This window comes from Sphaerisporangium corydalis (assembly GCF_025506355.1).
Taxonomy (GTDB): domain Bacteria; phylum Actinomycetota; class Actinomycetes; order Streptosporangiales; family Streptosporangiaceae; genus Sphaerisporangium; species Sphaerisporangium corydalis.
Window position 1 is genome coordinate 1 of sequence record NZ_JANZYP010000106.1, and the last position, 19,579, is coordinate 19,579.

At 73.8% G+C, this 19,579-nt stretch carries 6 protein-coding genes; 4 read left to right on the top strand and 2 right to left on the bottom strand.

What is annotated here, in order from left to right:
- A partial coding sequence (locus tag NYZ98_RS39820; RefSeq protein WP_262850477.1) for a non-ribosomal peptide synthetase occupies positions 1-13,682 on the bottom strand: 13,682 nt, incomplete at its 3' end.
- A 195-nt stretch (positions 13,683-13,877) separates the two neighbouring features.
- On the opposite strand from NYZ98_RS39820, the gene NYZ98_RS39825 reads away from it, so the two are divergent.
- The 3 genes from NYZ98_RS39825 to NYZ98_RS39835 all read left to right on the top strand — a co-directional run bounded on the left by NYZ98_RS39825 (position 13,878) and on the right by NYZ98_RS39835 (position 17,107).
- Entirely contained in the window at positions 13,878-14,903 is a 1,026-nt protein-coding gene (locus NYZ98_RS39825; protein ID WP_262850479.1) for a FecCD family ABC transporter permease, read from the top strand.
- Between the two features lie 96 nt (positions 14,904-14,999).
- On the top strand, positions 15,000-16,106 hold the full coding sequence (locus NYZ98_RS39830) for a FecCD family ABC transporter permease (protein ID WP_262850481.1): 1,107 nt from the start codon (positions 15,000-15,002) through the stop codon (positions 16,104-16,106).
- A 152-nt stretch (positions 16,107-16,258) separates the two neighbouring features.
- Positions 16,259-17,107 carry an ABC transporter ATP-binding protein gene (locus NYZ98_RS39835; protein ID WP_262850482.1) on the top strand — a complete coding sequence of 283 codons (849 nt, stop codon included), beginning with the start codon at positions 16,259-16,261 and terminating at the stop codon, positions 17,105-17,107.
- Positions 17,108-17,188: 81 nt separating this feature from the next.
- On the opposite strand, the gene NYZ98_RS39840 is transcribed toward NYZ98_RS39835, so the two are convergent.
- On the bottom strand, positions 17,189-18,136 hold the full coding sequence (locus tag NYZ98_RS39840) for a methionyl-tRNA formyltransferase (RefSeq protein WP_262850484.1): 948 nt from the start codon (positions 18,134-18,136) through the stop codon (positions 17,189-17,191).
- Positions 18,137-18,221: 85 nt separating this feature from the next.
- On the opposite strand from NYZ98_RS39840, the gene NYZ98_RS39845 reads away from it, so the two are divergent.
- Positions 18,222-19,565 carry a lysine N(6)-hydroxylase/L-ornithine N(5)-oxygenase family protein gene (locus NYZ98_RS39845; protein WP_262850486.1) on the top strand — a complete coding sequence of 448 codons (1,344 nt, stop codon included), beginning with the start codon at positions 18,222-18,224 and terminating at the stop codon, positions 19,563-19,565.
- Positions 19,566-19,579 lie beyond the last annotated feature (14 nt).

The following is a 19,579-nucleotide window of genomic DNA, read 5'->3' on the forward strand; positions in this document are numbered from 1 at the left end:
GGGAGGGTGGGGGCCAGGGGGGTGGTGGTGAGGATGCGGACCGGTGCCGCGTCGTCGAGCATGAACTCGAGTCGTTCGGCCGGGTAGCCGGGGTCGAGCGGCAGGTAGGCGGCGCCGGCCGAAAGGACGCCGAGGATCGCCGGGACCATCTCGGACCGGGGAAGGGCCAGCCCGACCACGTCCTCGGAGGCCACCCCGTGTCGCAGCAGCAGCCCGGCGATGCGGCCGGCCTTGGCCGACAGCTCGGCGAACGTGAGCCGGGTGCCGCCGGTGACGAGGGCCACCTGGTCGCCCCGGGTGCGGACGGCCTCGGCGAAGAGTTCGGGGATCGTGCGGCGTTCCACCGGGCGCGCGGAGTCGTTCCAGGCGCCCAGGGACGCCCGGCGCTCCTCGCCGGTGAGGACGCTCACCTCGCTCACGGGCCGGCCGGGGTCGGCGGCCAGCAGACCGAGCAGCGTCACCGTACGATCGGCCAGCGCCCGTGCGGTGCCCGGGTCGGCTAGGTCGGCCGCGTACTCCAGCAGCAGCGTGACCCGGTCGTCGGCCACGTGGTCGACGAAGGTGAAGTCCAGGTCGAACTTGGCGGTCTCGATGCGGGCCGGCAGCCATTCGGTGGGCAGGCCGAGCACGTCCGGGTCGCCGTCGGGCCGGTAGTGGTAGCCCAGCATGACCTGGAACAGCGGGTTGCGTCCGGATACGCGCAGCGGGTTGACCGCCTCGACGACGCGCTCGAACGGCAGGTCCTGGTTCTCGAAGGCGGCCAGGTCGGCGTTCTTGACCCGGGCCAGCACCTCGGCGAACGTCGGGTCGCCGGACAGGTCGGCGCGCAGCACCAGCGTGTTCACGAAGAAACCGACCAGGTCGTCCAGGGCGCTGTCGGTGCGCCCGGCGATCGGGGCGCCGAGCGGGATGTCGGTGCCCGCCCCCATCCGGTGCAGCAGGGTGGCGACGGCGGCCTGGAGCAGCATGAACATGCTGGTGCCGGTCTCGGCGCACAGGGCGCGCAGGGCACGTGCGGTGCCGGCGGGCAGTTCCGCGCGCACCACGTCGCCCCGGCCGGACGGCTCGGCCGGGCGCGGCCGGTCCAGCGGCAGGGGGATCTCCTCCGGCAGGCCGGCCAGCGTCCTGGTCCAGAAGGCGAGCTGCCGCGCGCCCTCGCTCCCGGGGTCGGCCGGCTCGCCCAGCAGGGCCCGCTGCCACAGGGTGTAGTCGGCGTACTGCACCGGCAGCGGCGCCCACTCCGGCGCGCGGCCCTCGCGGCGGGCGCGGTAGGCGGTGTCCAGGTCGGCGAGGAACGGCCGGTCGGACCACTCGTCGGTGGTGACGTGGTGCAGGACGATCGCCACCACGTGGTCGTCGGGTGCCAGGCGGAACACGTCCGCCCGCAACGGCAACTCCACCCGCAGGTCGAACGGCCGCCGCACGGCCGCCCCCACCCGCGCGCCCAGTTCCCCCAACTCACCGAGCCCACCCAACTCGCCGAACCCGTCCGGCGGCGTGGGTGTCATGTTCGGGTGTGGGCAGTCCTCGACGGTCACGGTGGGGTGGGCGGTGGAGGCGGGGACGATCGACTGGTACGGGTCGCCGTCGTGTTCGGCGAGCAGGGTGCGCAGCGCCTCGTGGCGGCCCGCGACGTCGCGCAGTGCCAGGCGCAGCGCGTCGGTGTCCAAAGTGCCGCGCAGCCGGAAGACCAGCGGGAAGTGGTACGCGTCGCCGCCGCTGAGCCGTTCGGCCAGCCACAGGCGGCGCTGCGCCGGGGAAAGCGGGATGCGGTCTGGGCGGTCCGCCACCGGCTCGACCGGCGGCCGGGCCGGGCGGCCGTCGTCCGCGCGGACGGCCAGCAGGGCCGGGGTCGGCGCCTCGAACAGGTCGCGGATGGCGAGCTCGGCGCCCAGCTCGGTGCGGGCGCGGCTGACGAGCCGGGTGGCGAGCAGCGAGTGGCCGCCGAGGTCGAAGAAGCCGTCCTCGGCCCCGACCCTGGCCAGCCCGAGGACCTCGGCGAACAGGCGGCAGAGCACCTCTTCCTGCGGGGTCTGCGGCCCGCGCCCGCCGGCGAGCGGCACCGCCGGTTCGGCGTCCGGCAGCGCGCGCACGTCGAGCTTGCCGTTGTCGTTCATCGGCAGCCGGTCGAGGGTGACGAATGCGGCGGGGACCATGTAGTCGGGCAGCCGCAGGCGCAGGTCCTCCTTGACCTGCCGCACGAGCCCGCTCGCGCCGCGCGCCGCCGTCGGGACTCCTGCGTACGGGGGCGTGCCGCCTCCTGGGCGGTAGAGGCCCGAGGTGAGGCGGAAGGCGTCCCGCGTGAAGACGGCGTCGTAGTGACCCTGCTCACGCGACCAGGTGGTCAAAACGCGGTAGCCCTCCGCGTCCGCCGCCGCGTGAAGGTCCTCGGGCTCCACGCCGCCGGCCACCGCGGCGCCGCGCTCGCTCGCGGCACGGGCGTCGGGAATCCCGGTCACCCGCAGCACCCCGCCGCCCGCCGCACGCAGCAACCGGGCCAGCCTCTCTCCCCACTCTGGCCCCTGACCGTCCCCGGCCCCCCCGGCGGTGACGTCGGGCCAGGTCAGGGTGGGTGCGTCGCCGAGGTGGGTGTCGGCGGGGCCGTTGTACAGGACGGCGTCGTAGCGGTAGCGGGTCAGTTCGTTGTGGTGGCGGCCACGCTTGGTGCGCAGGTCGGTGCCGAACCCGAGGGTGGTGAAGTAGTCGGGGTCGACAAGGAGTTCCTTCTCCAGCGCCAGCCCCCGGTCGACGGCCCGGCGGACCGCCTCGGGGTCGGCCTCGGGGGTGCGGGCGAGCTGGATGGCGGTGTGGAAGGCGCGGGCCTGCCGCAGGTCGCGGACGTCGCCGACGAACAGGGCGCCGCCCGGTGCCAGCAACCCCATCGCGCCCCGGATGACCTCCGTCAGGTGGTCGACGCTCGGGAAGTACTGGATGACGGAGTTGATGACGATCGTGTCGAAGTACCCGGACGGCAGTCCGTCGGTGTCGTCGGCGGCCCGGCAGCGCAGTTCGACCTTGGCGGCCAGCTCCGGGTCCCGGCGCAGGTCTTGGCCGATCTTGCGGATGACGGGTTCGGCGAAGTCCGTCGCCCAGTACGCCTCCGCGTCCGGCGCCAGGCGCGACAGCAGCAGCCCGGAGCCGACCCCGATCTCCAGGATCCGGCGCGGACGAAGCTCGCGGATCCGGGCGACGGTCCGCTCGCGCCACTCGCGCATGTGCGCCACCGGGATGGGCAGCCCGTCGTAGCTGCTGTCCCAGCCCGCGAAGTCCTCGGTCCAGACGGCGGTGCTGATCTGCTCGTACTCGTCGGAGTAGATCTCCCGCCACTCGCCGATCCGCTCCCGCTCGGCCGACTCCCGCTCCTCGCCGGTGAGCTCGGCGGGCACGAGGTACCCGACGAGCCGCTGCGTGCCGGGGGCCGACGGGTCGTCGCGGGCGATGACGGCGGCCTGGGCGACCTGCGGGAGCTGCGTGAGCGCGGCCTCGATCTCGCCCAGCTCCACCCGGTACCCGCGGATCTTGACCTGGTCGTCGGTGCGGCCGAGGAAGTCCAGGTTGCCGTCCGCGCGGCGGCGGACCAGGTCACCGGTGCGGTACATGCGCTCGCCCGGCTCGCCGTAGGGGTCGGCGGCGAAGCGCTCGGCGGTCAGCCCCGGCCGGCCCAGGTAGCCACGGGCCAGGCCGATGCCCGCGATGTACAGCTCGCCGGGCACGCCGTCGGGGACCGGACGCAGCCAGGCGTCCAGGATGTGCGCGCGGGTGCCACGGATCGGGCGTCCGACGGTCGGGGTGGCGCTGTCGCCGGTCCCCCCGCCGAGGGTGTTGATGGTGTACTCGGTCGGCCCGTACAGGTTGTAGCCGTAGGTGCCCTCGGTGTCGCGGAGCCGGTTCCAGACCGTCTCCGACACCGCCTCGCCGCCGAGGAGGACCAGCGGCGGGCGGTGGCCCTCCAGCAGCCCTTCCTCGATCAGCAGGTGGGCGTAGGTGGGGGTGACGTTGACGACGTCCACCTGGTGGGCCTCGCAGTAGGCGACCAGGGCCTCGGCGTCACGCCGCAGCTCCTCGTCGCAGACGTGCACCTCGTGCCCTTCGACCAGCCACAGCAGTTCCTCCCACGACATGTCGAAGGCGAAGGAGACGGTGTGCGCGACGCGCAGCCGCCGGCCGCCCGCCGACGCGATGGCCGGGGCGAAGATCTCCTTCTGGTGGTTGAGCTGCATGTTCGTCAGGCCCCGATGCGGGGTCACCACACCCTTGGGGGTGCCGGTGGAACCCGAGGTGTAGATGACGTACGCCGGGTGCTCCAGGCTGAAGCGGGGGCGTTCGGCCTCGGTGACCGGGCCGCCGGGCGTCCCGGCCAGCTCGGCGGCCACCGCCGGGTCGTCGAGCAGGACGCGCGGCACCTCGGGGACGCGGCCCGCCAGCCGCGCGGACACGGCGCTGGTGGACAGCAGCAGGGCCGGCCGGGCGTCGGCGAGCATCATCGCGAGCCGGTCGTCGGGGTAGTCCAGTTCCAGCGGCAGGTACGCGGCGCCGGCGCGCAGCACGGCGAACAGGGCGACCACCATGTCGATCGAGCGCGGCAGGCCGAGCGCGACGACCTGTTCCGGCGCGGCGCCGCGCGCCATCAGCAGCCGGGCCGTGCGGTTGACGCGGTCGTCCAGGTCGGCGTAGGTGACGCTCTGGTCGCCGAACACGAGCGCGGTCGCGCCGGGGGTGCGCGCGGCCTGCGCGGCGAGCAGGTCGGCGATGGTGTCGTCCGGCACGGGGACGCGGCCCTCGGCCCGCTCCCGCTCCAGCGCGGCGTGCTCGGCGGGGAGCAACGGGTCGAGACGGCCGGCCGGGGCGTCCAGGTCGCCGGCCAGCCGGACCAGGAGCAGGGTGAACCGGTCGAGCAGCGCCTGGGCGCGCGGGCGGGCGATCACGTCGGGCCGGTGGGCGAGCGTGACCCTGATCCGCCGCCCCGGCGTCACGATGAGGTTGACCGGGTAGTGCGTGGCGTCCACGTTGGCGACGGCGGTGGCGCCGTGCCGGCGCGACAGCTCGGCCAGCCGGTCCTCGGTGTCGTTGTCGCGCAGCACGAACAGGGTGTCGAAGAGCTGCCGGTGGCCGGTCTCGGCCTGCAGGACGCCGAGGCCCAGGTACTCGTACGGCATCAGCTCCAGGCGCTCGGCCTGGACGCGGCGCAGCAGCGCGAGCACCGGTTCCGCCGGGTCGAAGGCGATGCGGGCGGGGACGGTGTTCAGGAACATGCCGATGACGTTCTCGACGTCGGGCACCTGGCTCGGCCGGCCCGCGACGGTGGTGCCGAACACCACGTCGGCGCGCCCGGTGGCGCTGGCCAGGGCCAGGCCCCACGCGGTGGTGAGCACCGTGTTGAGCGTCAGGCCGTTGCGGCGGGCGGTGTCGCGCAGCCGCTCGCCCAGGTCGCCGGGCAGGACGGCTTCCAGGCTCTCGGGGATGACGGGCTGGAGCGCCTGGCCGGTGGCGGCGAGCAGGGTGGGCTCCTCCAGGCCGCCGAGCGCCGCACGCCACGCGCCGGTGGCGATCCCATCGTCCTGGGCGTCCAGCCAGGTCAGGTAGTCGCGGTAGGAGCCGGGGCGCGCGAGCCCGCTCTCGTCGCCGCCCGTCTCGTACAGGGCGAACAGCTCAGAGAGGAACAGCCAGGCGGACCAGCCGTCCCACAGCAGCAGGTGGCGGCCGATGACCAGCCGGTCGCCCCGGTCGTCGCCGAGGCGGATCAGCAGCATCCGGAACAGCAGCGGGCGGGCCAGGTCGAACCGGCGGGTCCGCTCGGCGTCCAGCAGCTCGCGCAGCCGCGCGTCCTGCTCGGCGCGCGGCAGACCGGACAGGTCGGCCTCCTCCAGCGGGACCTCGGGGTCGGCGACGATGAACTGCACCGGCCGGCGCAGGCCGTCGCTGGTGAACCCGGCGCGCAGGCTGGGGTTGCGGGCCAGCAGCACGCGGGTGGCGGCGCGCAGGCGGGCGGCGTCGACCCGGGTGGCGAAGTCGAACGACTCGTGGACGGTGTAGACGTCCAGCGCGCCGTCGTCGTAGGTGGAGTGGAAGAACAGACCCTCCTGGAGGGGGGCCAGCGGCCAGATGTCCGCCACGGGGCGGCCGGCGAGGCGGCGCACGTGCGCGATCTCCTCGTCGGTGAGCGCGAAACCCTGGGCCCTGGTGTCACCGCCCGGCGCGCCCCCGGCCGGGGGCACGGCCTGGTCTGCCTGGTCGGCCTGGGTGGCCTGAGCGGCCTCGGCTGCTTCGGCTGCTTCGGCTGCTTCGGCTGCTTCGGCGGCGTGGGTGGCGAGGGCGGCGGGGGTGCGGCGCTCGAAGACATCGCGCGGGCTCAGGTCCAGGCCCGCCCTGCGGGCGCGGCTGGACACGCTGATCGAGGTGATGCTGTCGCCGCCGAGCATGAAGAAGTCGTCGTCGACCCCGACCTCGGCGATCTTCAGCACGTCGGCGAAGATGCCGGTGAGGGCCCGCTCGCGGTCGTCTCGCGCCTCGCGCGCCTCGGCGCGTACCGCCTCCGGGGCCGGGAGGGCGTCGCGGTCGAGCTTGCCGCTGGGGGTCAGCGGCAGCGCGCCGAGCTCCACATACGCCCCGGGGATCATCGCCGATGGCAGCGACCCGGCCAGCGCCTCCCGCAGCGCGTCGACGTCAAGCCGCGGCCCGCCTGCCGGGCGGGCCTCACGAGCGTCGTGGGCGCCTCCGCGGGCCGGGACGATCTCACGAGCATCGGGGACGCCTCCCCTGGCCGGGACGATCTCACGAGCGTCGGGAGCGCCTCCGCCTGCCGGGACGGCCTCATGAGCGTCGCGAGCGCCGCCCCTGGCCGGGACTGTCTCACGAGCGTCGTGGGCGCCTCCGCCGGCCGGGACGACGTACGCGACGAGCGTCGAGCCGTGGACGGTCACCGCCGCCTGGGCGACGGCGGGCAGCGCGGTCAGTGCCGCCTCGATCTCGCCGGGCTCGATGCGGTTGCCGCGCAGCTTGACCTGCCGGTCGGTGCGGCCCAGGTACTCGACGGTGCCGTCCGCGCGGCGGCGCACCAGGTCACCGGTGCGGTACATGCGGGCGCCCGCCGGGCCGTACGGATCGGCCACGAACCGGTCGGCGGTCAGGCCTGGCCGCGCGTGGTAGCCCCGGGCGAGCTGCACGCCGGTGAGGTAGAGCTCGCCGGGGACGCCGGCGGGGACGTGACGCAGGCAGGCGTCCAGCACCCGCAACCCGGTGTTCCACACCGGCCGCCCGATGGGCACGCTGGCTCCCGCCCGCCCGGCGGGCACGCCGATGCCCTGACGGCCGGCGGTCACGCTGACGTCCTGACGGCCGGCGGGCACGGTCGTGCCCGGCGGGTCGTCGTAGCGGTGGTAGGTGACGTCGACGGCCGCCTCGGTGGGCCCGTACAGGTTGTCCAGCGGCACGCCGGTGAGCGCCCGCCAGCGCGCGGCGGCGGCGACCGGCAGCGCCTCGCCGCTGCTGAACACGCGGCGCAGGGACGCAGCCCACGACGGGTCGGCGGTGATCTCGTCGGCCTGGAGGAAGGCTTCGAGCATCGACGGCACGAAGTGCATCGTGGTGATGGCCCGCTCGCGGATGAGCGCGGCCAGGTACGCGGGGTCGCGGTGCCCGTCGGGCCTGGCGAGCACCACGGCGGCGCCCTCGCACAGCGCCCAGAAGAACTCCCAGACGCTCACGTCGAACCCGGCCGGCGTCTTCTGCAGCACCCGGTCGTCGGCGCGCAGGCCGTACTCGCCCTGCATCCAGGCCAGGCGGTTGACGATGGCCCGGTGGGTGACGACGACGCCCTTGGGACGCCCGGTGGACCCGGAGGTGTAGATCAGGTACGCCGCGTCATCCGGACCCGCGTCCCGCTGACGGTGTCGCTCAGCGGGAACGGCCTCGGCCCGCTCGACATGGACGGCCTCGGCCCGCTCGACGTGGACGGCCTCTGCCTGCTCGGCGGGGACGGCATGCTCGGCGTCGTCGGCGTGGGTGGACGGAAGGGGGGAGGCGGTGTCGAGGATCAGCGGGGTCAGGCCGGTGGTCCCGGGAAGAGGGGAGGCGGTGTCGAGGATCAGGGGGGTCAGGCCGGTGGTCCCGGGAAGGTGCGCGATCGCCGCGGCGGTCGTCACGACCGTCTCCGCGCCCGAGTCGGCGAGCATGTACGCGATCCGGTCGGCCGGGTGGTCAACGTCGACCGGCAGGTAGGCGGCGCCCGACTTCAGCACGCCCAGCAGGGCGACCATCAGCTCCGCCGAGCGCGGCACGGCGACCGCGACCACGCGTTCCGGCCCGGCGCCCCGGGCGCGCAGGCGCCGGGCCAGGTCGTCGGCGCGGGCGTCCAGCTCGGCGTAGGTCAGGCTCTCGCCCTCGTACACGACCGCCGTCGCCCCCGGCGTCCGGTGCACCTGGGCCTCGAAGGCGGCGGCCAGGGTCGTCTTTGGGACGTCCCTATCCTCCCCGGACAGCCGGGCGCGGGCCGCCTCCTCGTCCGACAGCAGGTCGAGGGCGGCGGCGGCCTGACCGGGATCGGCGGCCATGGCCAGCAGGATCCGGGTCAGCCGGTCCGCGATGGCCCGGACGGCGTCGCCGTCCAGGCGGTGCGCGTGGTGCTTCAGGCGCAGGTCGAGCCGGCGGCCCGGCTTCACGATCAGGGCCAGCGGGTAGTGGACGGCGTCGTGGAACTCGTGGCCGGTGATCCGCACCGTGCCCGAGGGGTCGGCGAGGCCGGTGCCGGACGGGTAGTTCTCGAAGACGACGAGCGTGTCGAAGAGCTCGCCGCCGCCCGCGTGCCCGGCGACGCGCTGGATCTCGGCGAGGCCGAGGTGCTGGTGGTCCAGCAGCAGCGACTGCTCCTCCTGGAGGCGCCCGGCCAGGGCGGCGAGCGTGCCGGTGGGCTCCCACCGGAAACGGGTCGGCAGGGTGTTGATGAACAGCCCCACCATGGACTCGATGCCCTCGACCTCGGCGTCGCGGCCGGACACGGTGGTGCCGAAGACGACGTCCTGGCGCCCGGTCAGCCGGCCGAGGAGCAGGCCCCACGCGCTCTGGACGACCGTGCCGAGCGTGACCCCGTGCTCCCTGGCACGCGCCGCGAGCCGGGCGGTGTCCCGCTCGGACAGCTCGGCGCGCACCTGACCGGGCGTGATCGGCGTGCCGTCGGCGGGGGCGTCGACCAGTCGGGTGGGCTCGTCCAGCCCTGCGAGCGCGTTCCGCCACGCGGCCCGCGCGGCCTCGCGATCCGCCGACGCGATCCGCCGCAGATACTCCCGGTACGGGGCCGGCTCGGGCAGCGTCCCGGAACCGGACGGCACCGCCCCGGAACCCCCGTCCCCGTACGGCTCGGACCGCGCGTCGGCGGTGCCGGTGGACGGCGCTTCGTACAGGGCCATCAGTTCGCGGTGCAGGATCGGGAGGGACCAGCCGTCCGCGACGATGTGGTGGAACGTCAGCACCAGCAGCGCCCGGCCGTCCCCCAGCCGCACCAGCGCGCACCGCATCAGCGGCGGCCGGGCCAGGTCGAACCGGCGGGCGCGCTCGTCGGCGGCGACGGCGTCCACGAGCACGCGGCGCGTCTCGGGCAGGCCCACCTTGGGCAGGTCGACCTCGCGCCAGGGCAGTTCCAGCCGGCCGGCGATGATCTGCACGGGGCTGCCGTCCGTGCGCTGCCGGAAGCAGGCCCGCAGCGGGGCGTGCCGGTCCAGGAGCCGCTGGGCGGCGCGGCGCATGGCCTCTCCGTCGACGGGCCCGGCCAGCTCGATGACCTGCTGGACGACATAGGCGTCCCGGTCCGAACCGTCCACCAGGGAGTGGAAGAAGAACCCCTCCTGGAGCGGGCCGAGCGGCAGCACGTCCTCGACGTCGACCGGATGGTCCCCCTGGACCTCGGCCAGCTCGGCCTCGGACAGCCGGACGAGCGGCGCGTCGCTCGCGGGCCCTGCGTCATCGACGCGGGCCACCGCGACCTGGGCGAGCGCGGCGACCGTACGGTGCCGGAAGACGTCCCGCGAGGTGAGGTGCAGGCCCGCCTTGCGTGCCCGCATGAGCAGTTGGATCGCGACGATGCTGTCCCCGCCGAAGGCGAAGAAGTCGTCGTCCACCGACACCGTCCTGAGCCCGAGCACCTCGGCGTACAGGGCGCACAGCAGTTCCTCGCGGGCGTCGCGCGGGGCGCGGCCGGAGCTGAGCGCGGCGTAGTCGGGGGCCGGCAGCGCGGCGGCGTCGAGTTTGCCGCTCGGGGTGACCGGCAGCCGGTCGAGCGGGACGATCGCGGCGGGCACCATGTACTCGGGCAGCCACTCGGCCGCGTGCGAGCGCAACGTCCGCATGAGCGCGCTGATGTCGCGGAACGGCACGGGCCGGTTGGCGTGCGGGAACGTGCCCGACGGCCGGTAGAGGCCGCGCGCCGGCGCGTCCCCGGCGGCGAAGACGGCGTCCAGCCCGCCGTCCTCGGCGTGCCCGTTCCAGGTCACGGCCACGCGGTACCCATGCCGGGCGCCCAACGCGTGCAGGGTCTCGACGTCGGCCTCGTCCGCCGGAGGGGCCGGGCGGCTGCCGTCCTCGATGGCGCCCAGCGCGGCGAGGTCCTCGGCGAGCCGGGCGTTGGGCACGCCGGTGACCCTGAGCCGGGCGGGGCGTCCGGCCAGGCGGGCGCCGAGCGCGTCCAGCCCGCCGAGATCGGCCCACCGCACCTCGTCCTCGGCCACCTCGTCCTCGGCCACCTCCGGCACCGCGTCCTTGGCCACCGCGTCGCCGGGCGCGGGGGTCGCGCGAAGGACCACGTCGTAGCGGTAGCGGGTCAGCTCGTTGCGTACCGCGCCTCGTTTGACCTGGATGTCGGCCTGGAAGCCCTCCAGCGTGGCGAAGAAGTCGGGGTCGAGCAGCAGCTCGCCCTCCCAGGCCACCGAACGCTCGACGGCCGCGCGCACGGCCTGCTTGTCCTCGGGGTCGGCGCCGCGCCGGGTCTCGACGGCGGCACGCAGGCAGCGCAGCAGACGCAGGTTCCGAATGTCGCCGACGAAGACGCTGCCGCCCGGCGCGAGCAGGGCCCGCGCCTTGCCCAGCACGTCCGCCAGGTAGCCGTCGCTCGGGAAGTACTGGGCGACGGAGTTGATGACGATCGTGTCGAAGAACCCCTCGGGCAGCCCGCTGACGTCATGCGCGGGCCGGGCCAGTAGCTCCACCCGGCCGGCGAGCCCGGGTACGGCGTCCACCTGGGCGCGCAGGGCGCGTACGGCCTGCTCGGAGACGTCGGTGCCCCAGTACGTCTCGCAGCCGGGGGCGACGCGGGACAGGATGAGCCCGCTGCCGGCGCCGATCTCCAGGACGCGCCTCGGCCGCAGCTCCTCGATGCGGCCGACCGTGGCGTCCCGCCACTCCCGCATCTCCTCCACCGGGATCGGCAGCCCGTCGTACATGCTGTTCCAGCCGGCGAAGTTCTCCCGGAAGCCCTCGGACCCGGCGGCGGAGTACAGCAGCTCGTGCAGGTCCTTCCACTCCGCGACCTGCTTGGTCTCCGCACGCTCCGCGCCTGCGGTGAGCGAGGGGACCACGTAGGCGGCCAGCCGCCGGTCACCCGGCCGGTCCTCGCGGACCACGACGGCGACCTGGTCGACGGCCGGGTGCCCGCGCAGCACCGACTCGACCTCGCCGGGCTCGATACGGAAACCGCGGATCTTCACCTGCGAGTCGGCGCGGCCGAGGAACTCCAACCGGCCGTCGGCCCTCCATCGCACCAGGTCACCGGTGCGGTAGAGCCGTTCGCCCGGGGCGCCGAAGGGGTCGGCGACGAACCGTTCGGCGGTCAGGTCCGGCCGGCCGAGGTACCCGCGCGCCAGGCCCGCGCCACCAAGGTACAGCTCGCCCGCGACCCCCGCGGGCACCGGCCTCAGGCGGCCGTCGAGCACGTACGCCCGGGTCCCGGGGTCGGGTCCGCCGATGGGCACGATGGTGCCGGACGGGGTGTCGGGGTCGCACAGGCCGAGGGTCGAGTTCGTCGTCGCCTCGGTGGGCCCGTAAGCGTTGAACATCATCCGCCCGCGCGCGAAGCGGCCGACCAGTTCGGGCGAGACGCGTTCCGTACCGGCCAGCAGGGTGGCGGCGGGCGGCAGCAGCACGTCGTCCGGCATGGCGGCGAGCAGCGCCGGCGGCAGGATCATGAAGGTGACGCCGTTGGCGTTCGCGTAGTCGGCGAGCGGCGCGCCGGGCACCCGGCGCTCGGCCGGGACGACGACCAAGCGGCCACCGGACAGCAGGCCGAGGCACAGGTCCCAGAAGGCGACGTCGAACCCGGGCGAGGAGAACTGCAGCACCCGGCTGTCCGGCCCGATGCCGAACCGCTCGCTCTGCGTCGCCACGAGCTTGGCCACACCGGTGTGGGACAGCACGACGCCCTTGGGACGGCCCGTCGAGCCCGAGGTGTAGATCACGTACGCGGCGTTGAGCACCGACAGGTGCCCCCGGTCGGCCTCGCCCGGGTCGTGGGCCGGGCGTTCCGCCAGCTCACGCAGGGTCTCGGGCGCATCAAGGACCAGCGGCTCCATGCCGTCGCACCCGGGGATGTCCGCCGCCAGACCCACGGTCGTGACCAGGCAGGCGGGGGCGGCGTCGGCCAGCATGTACGCGATGCGGTCGGCGGGGTAGTCGGTGTCGAGCGGCAGGTACGCGGCGCCGGACTTCAGGACGGCCACCTCGGCGACGATCAGCTCGGCCGACCGGGGCAGTGCCAGCGCCACCACGCGCTCGGGCCCGGCGCCGCGCGCGATGAGGGCGTGCGCGAGGCGGTTGGCGTGTTCGTCCAGCTCGGCGTACGTGAGGCGGGTGTCCTCGAAGATCAGGGCGACGGCGTCCGGCCGCCGCGCGACCTGCTCGGCGAACATCTCCGGCCAGGTGAGCGGCGGGACGCCGTGCGCGGTGTCGTTCCATTCGGTGAGGATCCGGTGGCGTTCCCCGGCGCCGAGCAGCTCCAGCTCGCCGACGGGGGTGCCGGGGCGGGCGGTGCCGTGGGCCAGCAGGGTCGCGTAGTGGCCGAGGAGCCGGTCGGCGGTCGCGTCCTCGAACAGGCCGGGACGGTAGGTCACCCGCACCTCACCGTCCGACACCGCGACCAGGACGTCCAGCGCCGCGGCCACCTCACTCGGGGCGCCGGTGGTGAAGGCGGTGTTGAAGAACAGGCCGCCGCCGCGGGTGGGGTCCGGTCGCAGCTCGGCCACCAGCGCGGACGGCGGGACCCGGTGCGCGCGCAGTTCGCCGCACGCGGCGGCCACGCGCCGTTCCAGCTCGCCGAAACTCGTCGCCCCGCTCAGCTCCACGCGCAGCGGAAGCCCGTCATAGCCGAAGCAGACGTCCCCCGAACCCCCGTACCGGTACAGGAGAGCGGCGTACGCGGCCACCATCGACACCTCGGACACGACGGCCGAGTGCGACACCTCGGACGCGGCGACCGAAGGAGACGCTTCGGACGCGGCGATCGCCTGCGATCCCTCGGACCCCGCGACCGCAGGCGACTTGGCGGACGCGGCACGCGTCAAGCGCGACGGCGCGGCGAGCGCGGTGGTGGCGAGTGCGCGGCGGCGCGTCCGTGTGTCCGCTGTCCGCGACGGCGAATACGGGAAGTCGACCGGGAGGGCCGTCTCCTGCGGGGGCGGAGCGAGCCGCCGACACCAGTACGCCATCGCTTCTTCCATAGCGGACACAGGTGACCGAACCTCCCGAACGTAACGAACCACTGCAGCCTTGCCTAAGCCGCCCACATACTAAGGTAAGCATTACCTAAGTTGATAACCCTCCGCCAGAGCCCCCTGCCAAAACTCGGGGCGCTACAGTTAAGGCTCGCCTAACCTAAGGAAGTCGAAAGTGGGAACCGTTCGGTGACTCGGAGCGAAGGGCTCCGCCCGGCCTTCCTCGTGGCGCTGATCGGTGTCGTCCTCGTCGCGCTCTGCCTGCTGTCCATCGCGCTCGGCGCCAGGAACATCCCCCTCGGCCAGGTCGTACGGGCCCTGTCCGGCCACCCCCCCGACCAGCTCGTCGAGAACGTCATCTGGTCGGTACGCGTGCCGCGCACCGCGCTCGGCCTCGCGGCGGGCGCGGCACTCGGGCTGTCCGGCGCGCTCATGCAGGCCCTGACCCGCAACCCGCTCGCCGACCCCGGCCTGCTGGGCGTCAGCGCCGGCGCCGCGTTCGCGATCGTGCTGTCGGTCGCCGTGCTCGGGTTCGGGTCGCTGTTCGGGTACATCTGGTTCTCGTTCGCGGGCGCGTTCGTCGCGAGCGTCGTGGTCTTCCTGCTGGGCAGGCTCGGCCGTTCCGGGCTGACACCGGTCAAGCTCGCGCTCGCCGGCGTCGCCGTCACCTCGCTGCTGACCTCGCTCACCAGCGCCATCGTCCTGACCAATCCCGAAGCGCTCAACCGCTACCGCTTCTGGGCGGCCGGCTCGCTCGCCGACCAGAACGGTGACGTGGTGCTGCGGATCCTGCCGTTCCTCGCCGCCGGGGCCCTGCTGGCGCTCGCCTGCGCGCCCGCGCTCAACAGCCTCGCGCTGGGCGACGACGTGGCCGCCGCGCTCGGCCGCCGGCTCGGTCTCATCCGCCTCCAGGGCGTGGTCGCGATCACGCTGCTCACCGGCGCGGCGGTCTCGGTCATCGGCCCGGTCGTCTTCATCGGGCTGGTGATCCCGCACGTCGCCCGGATCCTGGCCCAGCACGCCGGCCTCGGCCCCGACCACCGGTGGCTGCTGCCGCTGTCGGCCCTGCTCGCCCCGTGCCTGCTCCTCGCCGCCGACATCGTCGGCCGCGTCGCCGCGCGGCCCGTCGAGATCCAGGCCGGGATCCTGATCGCCTTCATCGGCGGGCCGTTCTTCATCGCCCTGGTCCGCCGGCGCCGCCTCGCGGAGTTGTGACCGATGACCCACCCGCACCCGACCAGCACCCGTCGCGCAGGTATGACCGATGACCCACCCCGCACCCGTCCAGCACCCGTCGCGCAGGTGTGACCGATGACCCACCCCGCACCCGTCCAGCACCCGTCCGTGAACGGCGCCTCCCCTACCGGCACGCCGCGCATCCCCTTCCGCACCTTCCGGCTGGCCGTGCCGCCGGTGTCGGGAATCGTGCGGCCCCGGCTGGTCCTGGTGTGCCTGGCCCTCGCCGTCGTCACGTTCCTGGTCTTCTGCTGGGGCGTCGCCGTCGGCGACTTCCCGATCGGGCTGACCGGCGTCGTCAGGGCGCTGGCCGGCTACGGCGACCCCGGCACGCTGCTGGTCGTCCGGGAGCTGCGGCTGCCGCGCGCGCTGGTCGGGCTGCTGGTCGGCGTCGCGTTCGGCATCTCCGGCGCGCTGTTCCAGACCATGACCCGCAACCCGCTGGCCAGCCCGGACATGATCGGCCTCACCGAGGGCGCAGGCACGGCCGTCGTCGCCGGCATCGTGCTCGGCTGGGACGGCGGGCTCGGCGTCCAGTCGCTCGGGCTGATCGGCGCGCTCGCCACCGCGCTGCTCGTCTATGCGCTGGCCTGGAAGGGCGGCACCACCGGATACCGCATCATCCTCGTCGGCATCGGCGTGTCATGGATCTGCACCAGCGCCACCGACTACCTGCTGGCCAGGGGGGAGCGCTTCCAGGCGCAGGCCGCGCTCGGCTGGCTGGTCGGCAACCTCAACGGCCGCGACTGGAACCACGTCGTCCCGCTCGCCGCCGTCATGGCCGGACTGGTCCCGGTGGCGCTGCTGCTGGGCCGTCTGATGCGCACGCTCCAGCTCGGCGACGACGTGGCCGCCGGCCTCGGCACCCGCGTGCAGCCGGTGCGCCTCGCCCTGCTGCTCGCGGGCGTCGGGCTGGTCGCCTTCGGCACCGCGGCGGCCGGGCCGATCGCCTTCGTCGCGCTCGCCGCCCCGCAGATCGCCCAGCGGCTGGCCGGCACCGCCTGGCCGCCGCCGATCGCGTCCGGGCTGGCCGGGGCCCTCATCGTGCTCTCCTCTGACCTCATCGCGCGCAACCTGATCTCCGGCACCGAACTGCCGGTCGGGATCGTCACCGGCGTCATCGGCGCGCCGGTCCTGCTCTGGCTGCTCGTCCGCGCCAACCGCTCGGGCTCAGGAGGCTGAACCGATGCCGACCACCTCGAACCCCAGGACTCCCGGGCCGCGCGCCCGAACCCTCACCAAGACGACCACCGCTCCGGGGCCGCGCGCCCGAACCCCTGCCGAGACGACCACCGACCCGGACCCGCGCACAGGCTCAGGAGGCCGAACCCCCGATGACGACCACCGAACCTGACCTGCGCGCGAGCGGTCTGTACCTCGCCTACGACCACCGGACCGTCGTGGAGGACCTCGACCTGGTCGTCCCGACGGGCAGCGTGACGGCCATCGTCGGCGCCAACGCCTGCGGCAAGTCCACTCTGCTGCGGGCCATGGCCCGGCTGCTCGCGCCACGCCAGGGCAGCGTCCAGCTCGACGGGCGGACCCTGCAGTCCATCCCGACCAGGGAGCTGGCCCAGCGCCTCGGCATCCTGCCGCAGTCGCCGGTGGCGCCGGAGGGGCTCACCGTCCTCGACCTGGTCAACCGGGGCCGCTCACCGCACCAGACATGGTGGCGGCAGTGGTCGAAGGCCGACGAGCAGGCCGTCCACGACGCGCTGGCCGCCACCGGGACGACCGACCTCGCCGACCGGGCCGTGGACGAGCTGTCCGGCGGCCAGCGGCAGCGCGCGTGGATCGCCATGGCCGTCGCCCAGGGCACCCCCGTGCTACTCCTGGACGAACCGACCACGTACCTGGACCTGGCGCACCAGATCGACGTCCTGGACCTCATCACGGACCTGAACCGGCGCGAGAACCGGACCATCGTGATGGTCCTGCACGACCTCAACCAGGCCTGCCGGTACGCCGACCACGTCATCGCCATGAAGTCCGGGCGCGTCGTCGCCAAGGGCGCCCCCGCCGAGGTCATCACGGCCGAGGCCGTGGAGGACATCTTCGGGCTGCGGTGCCAGGTGACGACGGACCCGGTCAGCGGCACGCCGCTGGTCATCCCGATGAGCCGCCACCACCACGACACCCCCCACCCCGCCGCCACCTCGGTCGCCGCAGAGACGACGGCCTGAGGCGCGGGGGTGCGGACGTCGCCGCCTGAGGCGCGCGGGGGGTTCGTGGACGCGGAACGGCCACCGTCGGGACGTGCGGGATCAGGGGCGGGCGGTGAGGTAGCCGCCCATGGTCGTGAAGTAGTCGGTGGCCGCGTACTCCGTGCCGTCCTCGGTGCGCACCCGCCGGACGACCAGCCCGCGCCGCCGCCCGCTGCGCGCGTCCGCGCCCGCGACGATGACCACCCCGTCGCCCTCGCGGATGAAGACCCGCCCCGGCGTGCCGCCGTACCGGGCCTGCGACACGGCCGCCGAGACGATCCGGATCCGCTCGCCGCGATGATGGGTGAACGCGTTCGGGTAGGGGTCGCACTGGGCGCGCACCAGCCGCTCCAGGTCCTCCGCCGGCCAGTTCCAGTCGATCCGGCTGTCCTCGATGGACCGCTTGTGGAAGAAGGTCGCCTGGCTGCGGTCCTGCGGGACCCACCGCGCCCGGCCGGACTCGATCAGGTCGAGCGCCTCGCGCACGGTCGGGCCGATCAGGTCGACGGTCTTGTGGAACAGGTCGGTGACGGTGTCGTCCGGCCGCACCGGCACGGCACGCTGCAGGACGATGTCGCCCGCGTCCAGCTCGGCGTTCATGCGGTGCGCGGTCAGCCCGACCTGCTCCTCGCCGTTCATCAGCGCCCAGATCAGCGGCGAGAAGCCCGCGTACGCCGGCAGCAGCGAGTCGTGCACGTTCAGCGTGCCGTGCGGCGGGAGGTCGAAGATCTCCGGCGGGAGCCAGGTGCGCCAGTTGTTCGCCACGATGATGTCCGGCGCGGCGTCGCGCAGCGCGTCGAGCAGGGCGGGGTCGTCGGGACGCCGGCGCAGCAGCACCGGGACGTCGTGCTTCACGGCGAGGTCGGCGACCGAATCATCCCAGATCTTCTCGTACGCGTGGTCGCTCTTCGGGTGGGTGACGACGAGGACCACCTCGTGGCCGGAGTCCAGCAAAGCCTGAAGCGTGCGATGACCCCAGGTCTGGTAACCGAACATGACGACCCGCATGAAGGATCCTCTCCTCGTATGGCAATCTTGCAAGGTAAGGCTAACCTTATCTAAGGTATTGCGGGCAGAGGGAGGCGATGACGCGGTGGACACACTGCACAGTGAGCCGGGCACCATCTACGACATCCTGGGGATCGGCTTCGGGCCGTCGAATCTGGCGCTGGCCATAGCCGTTGAGGAGCACAACCGGGCGGCACCCGCCTCGGAGCGGCTGAACGCCGCGTTCCTGGAGAAACAGCCGGACTTCGGCTGGCACCGGGGGATGCTCATCGACGACGCGACGATGCAGGTCTCCTTCCTGAAGGACCTGGTCACCATGCGCAACCCGGCCAGCGACTTCAGTTTCCTGTGCTACCTGCAGGAACGTGGCAGATTGGTGGACTTCCTCAACCAGAAGACCCTGTTCCCGCTACGAGTCGAGTTCCACGACTACTTCGAGTGGGCCGCCTCCCGGGTGCGGCACCTCGTCGGCTACTCAGCCGAGGTCGTGGCCGTCGAACCGGTGGTCGCCGAAGGCGGCGAGGTCCGCTGGTTCGACGTGACCAGCCGCGACCCCGGCGCCCCCGGCGGCGGCGGCACGGTCGTCCGGCGGGCCCGCAACATCTGCGTGGCCGCCGGCATGGAACCGCACCTTCCGCCAGGAACCGTCCTGTCCGACCGGGTCTGGCACAACAGCGAGCTGGTGTTGCGCGTCGCCGAACTGGCGGAGGCCGGCACGCCGGTGCGCCGCGCCCTGGTCCTCGGCGCGGGCCAGAGCGCCGCCGAGGCGGTCGACTACCTGCACCGCACCTTCACCGGCGCCGAGGTCTGCGCGGTGTTCGCCAAGTACGGCTACACCCCCGCCGACGACAGCCCCTTCGCGAACCGCATCTTCGACCCCGAAGCGGTGGACATCTACTTCAACGCGCCGCCCGGGGTGAAGCAATCCCTTTTCGACTACCACCGCAGCACCAACTACTCGGTCGTCGACATGGACCTCATCCAGGCCCTGTACGCGACCACGTACCGCGAGAAGGTCAACGGGCAGGAACGGCTGCGGTTCCTCAACGTGTCCCGCATCCGGGACGTGGAGGCCCACGACGACCGCCTGGAGGTCACCGTGGAGTACCTGCCCACCGGTGAACGGCAGGTCATCACCGCCGACCTGCTCGTCCACGCCACCGGCTACCGCCCCCAGGACCTCGCCACCCTCCTCGGCGAGACCGCCAAACTGTGCCTGCGCGACGAGGAGGACGCCGTCCGCGTCGGCCGCGACCACCGCGTCGAGGTCGGCCCGAACGTGACCGCCGGCATCTACCTGCAAGGCGGCACCGAACACACCCACGGCCTGACCTCCACCCTGCTCTCCACCACCGCCGTCCGCGCCGGCGAAATCCGCGACTCCCTCCTAACCCACCACACCCCCTCCCTAACCCCCCACCCCGCCTAACCGACCCCCAAATG

Bases quoted from the DNA above. Each gene is read 5' to 3' on its own strand.
- NYZ98_RS39830 (WP_262850481.1), top strand. From the start codon at position 15,000: ATGACCCACCCCGCACCCGTCCAGCACCCGTCCGTGAACGGCGCCTCC.
- NYZ98_RS39835 (WP_262850482.1), top strand. From the start codon at position 16,259: ATGACGACCACCGAACCTGACCTGCGCGCGAGCGGTCTGTACCTCGCC.
- NYZ98_RS39840 (WP_262850484.1), bottom strand. From the start codon at position 18,136: ATGCGGGTCGTCATGTTCGGTTACCAGACCTGGGGTCATCGCACGCTT.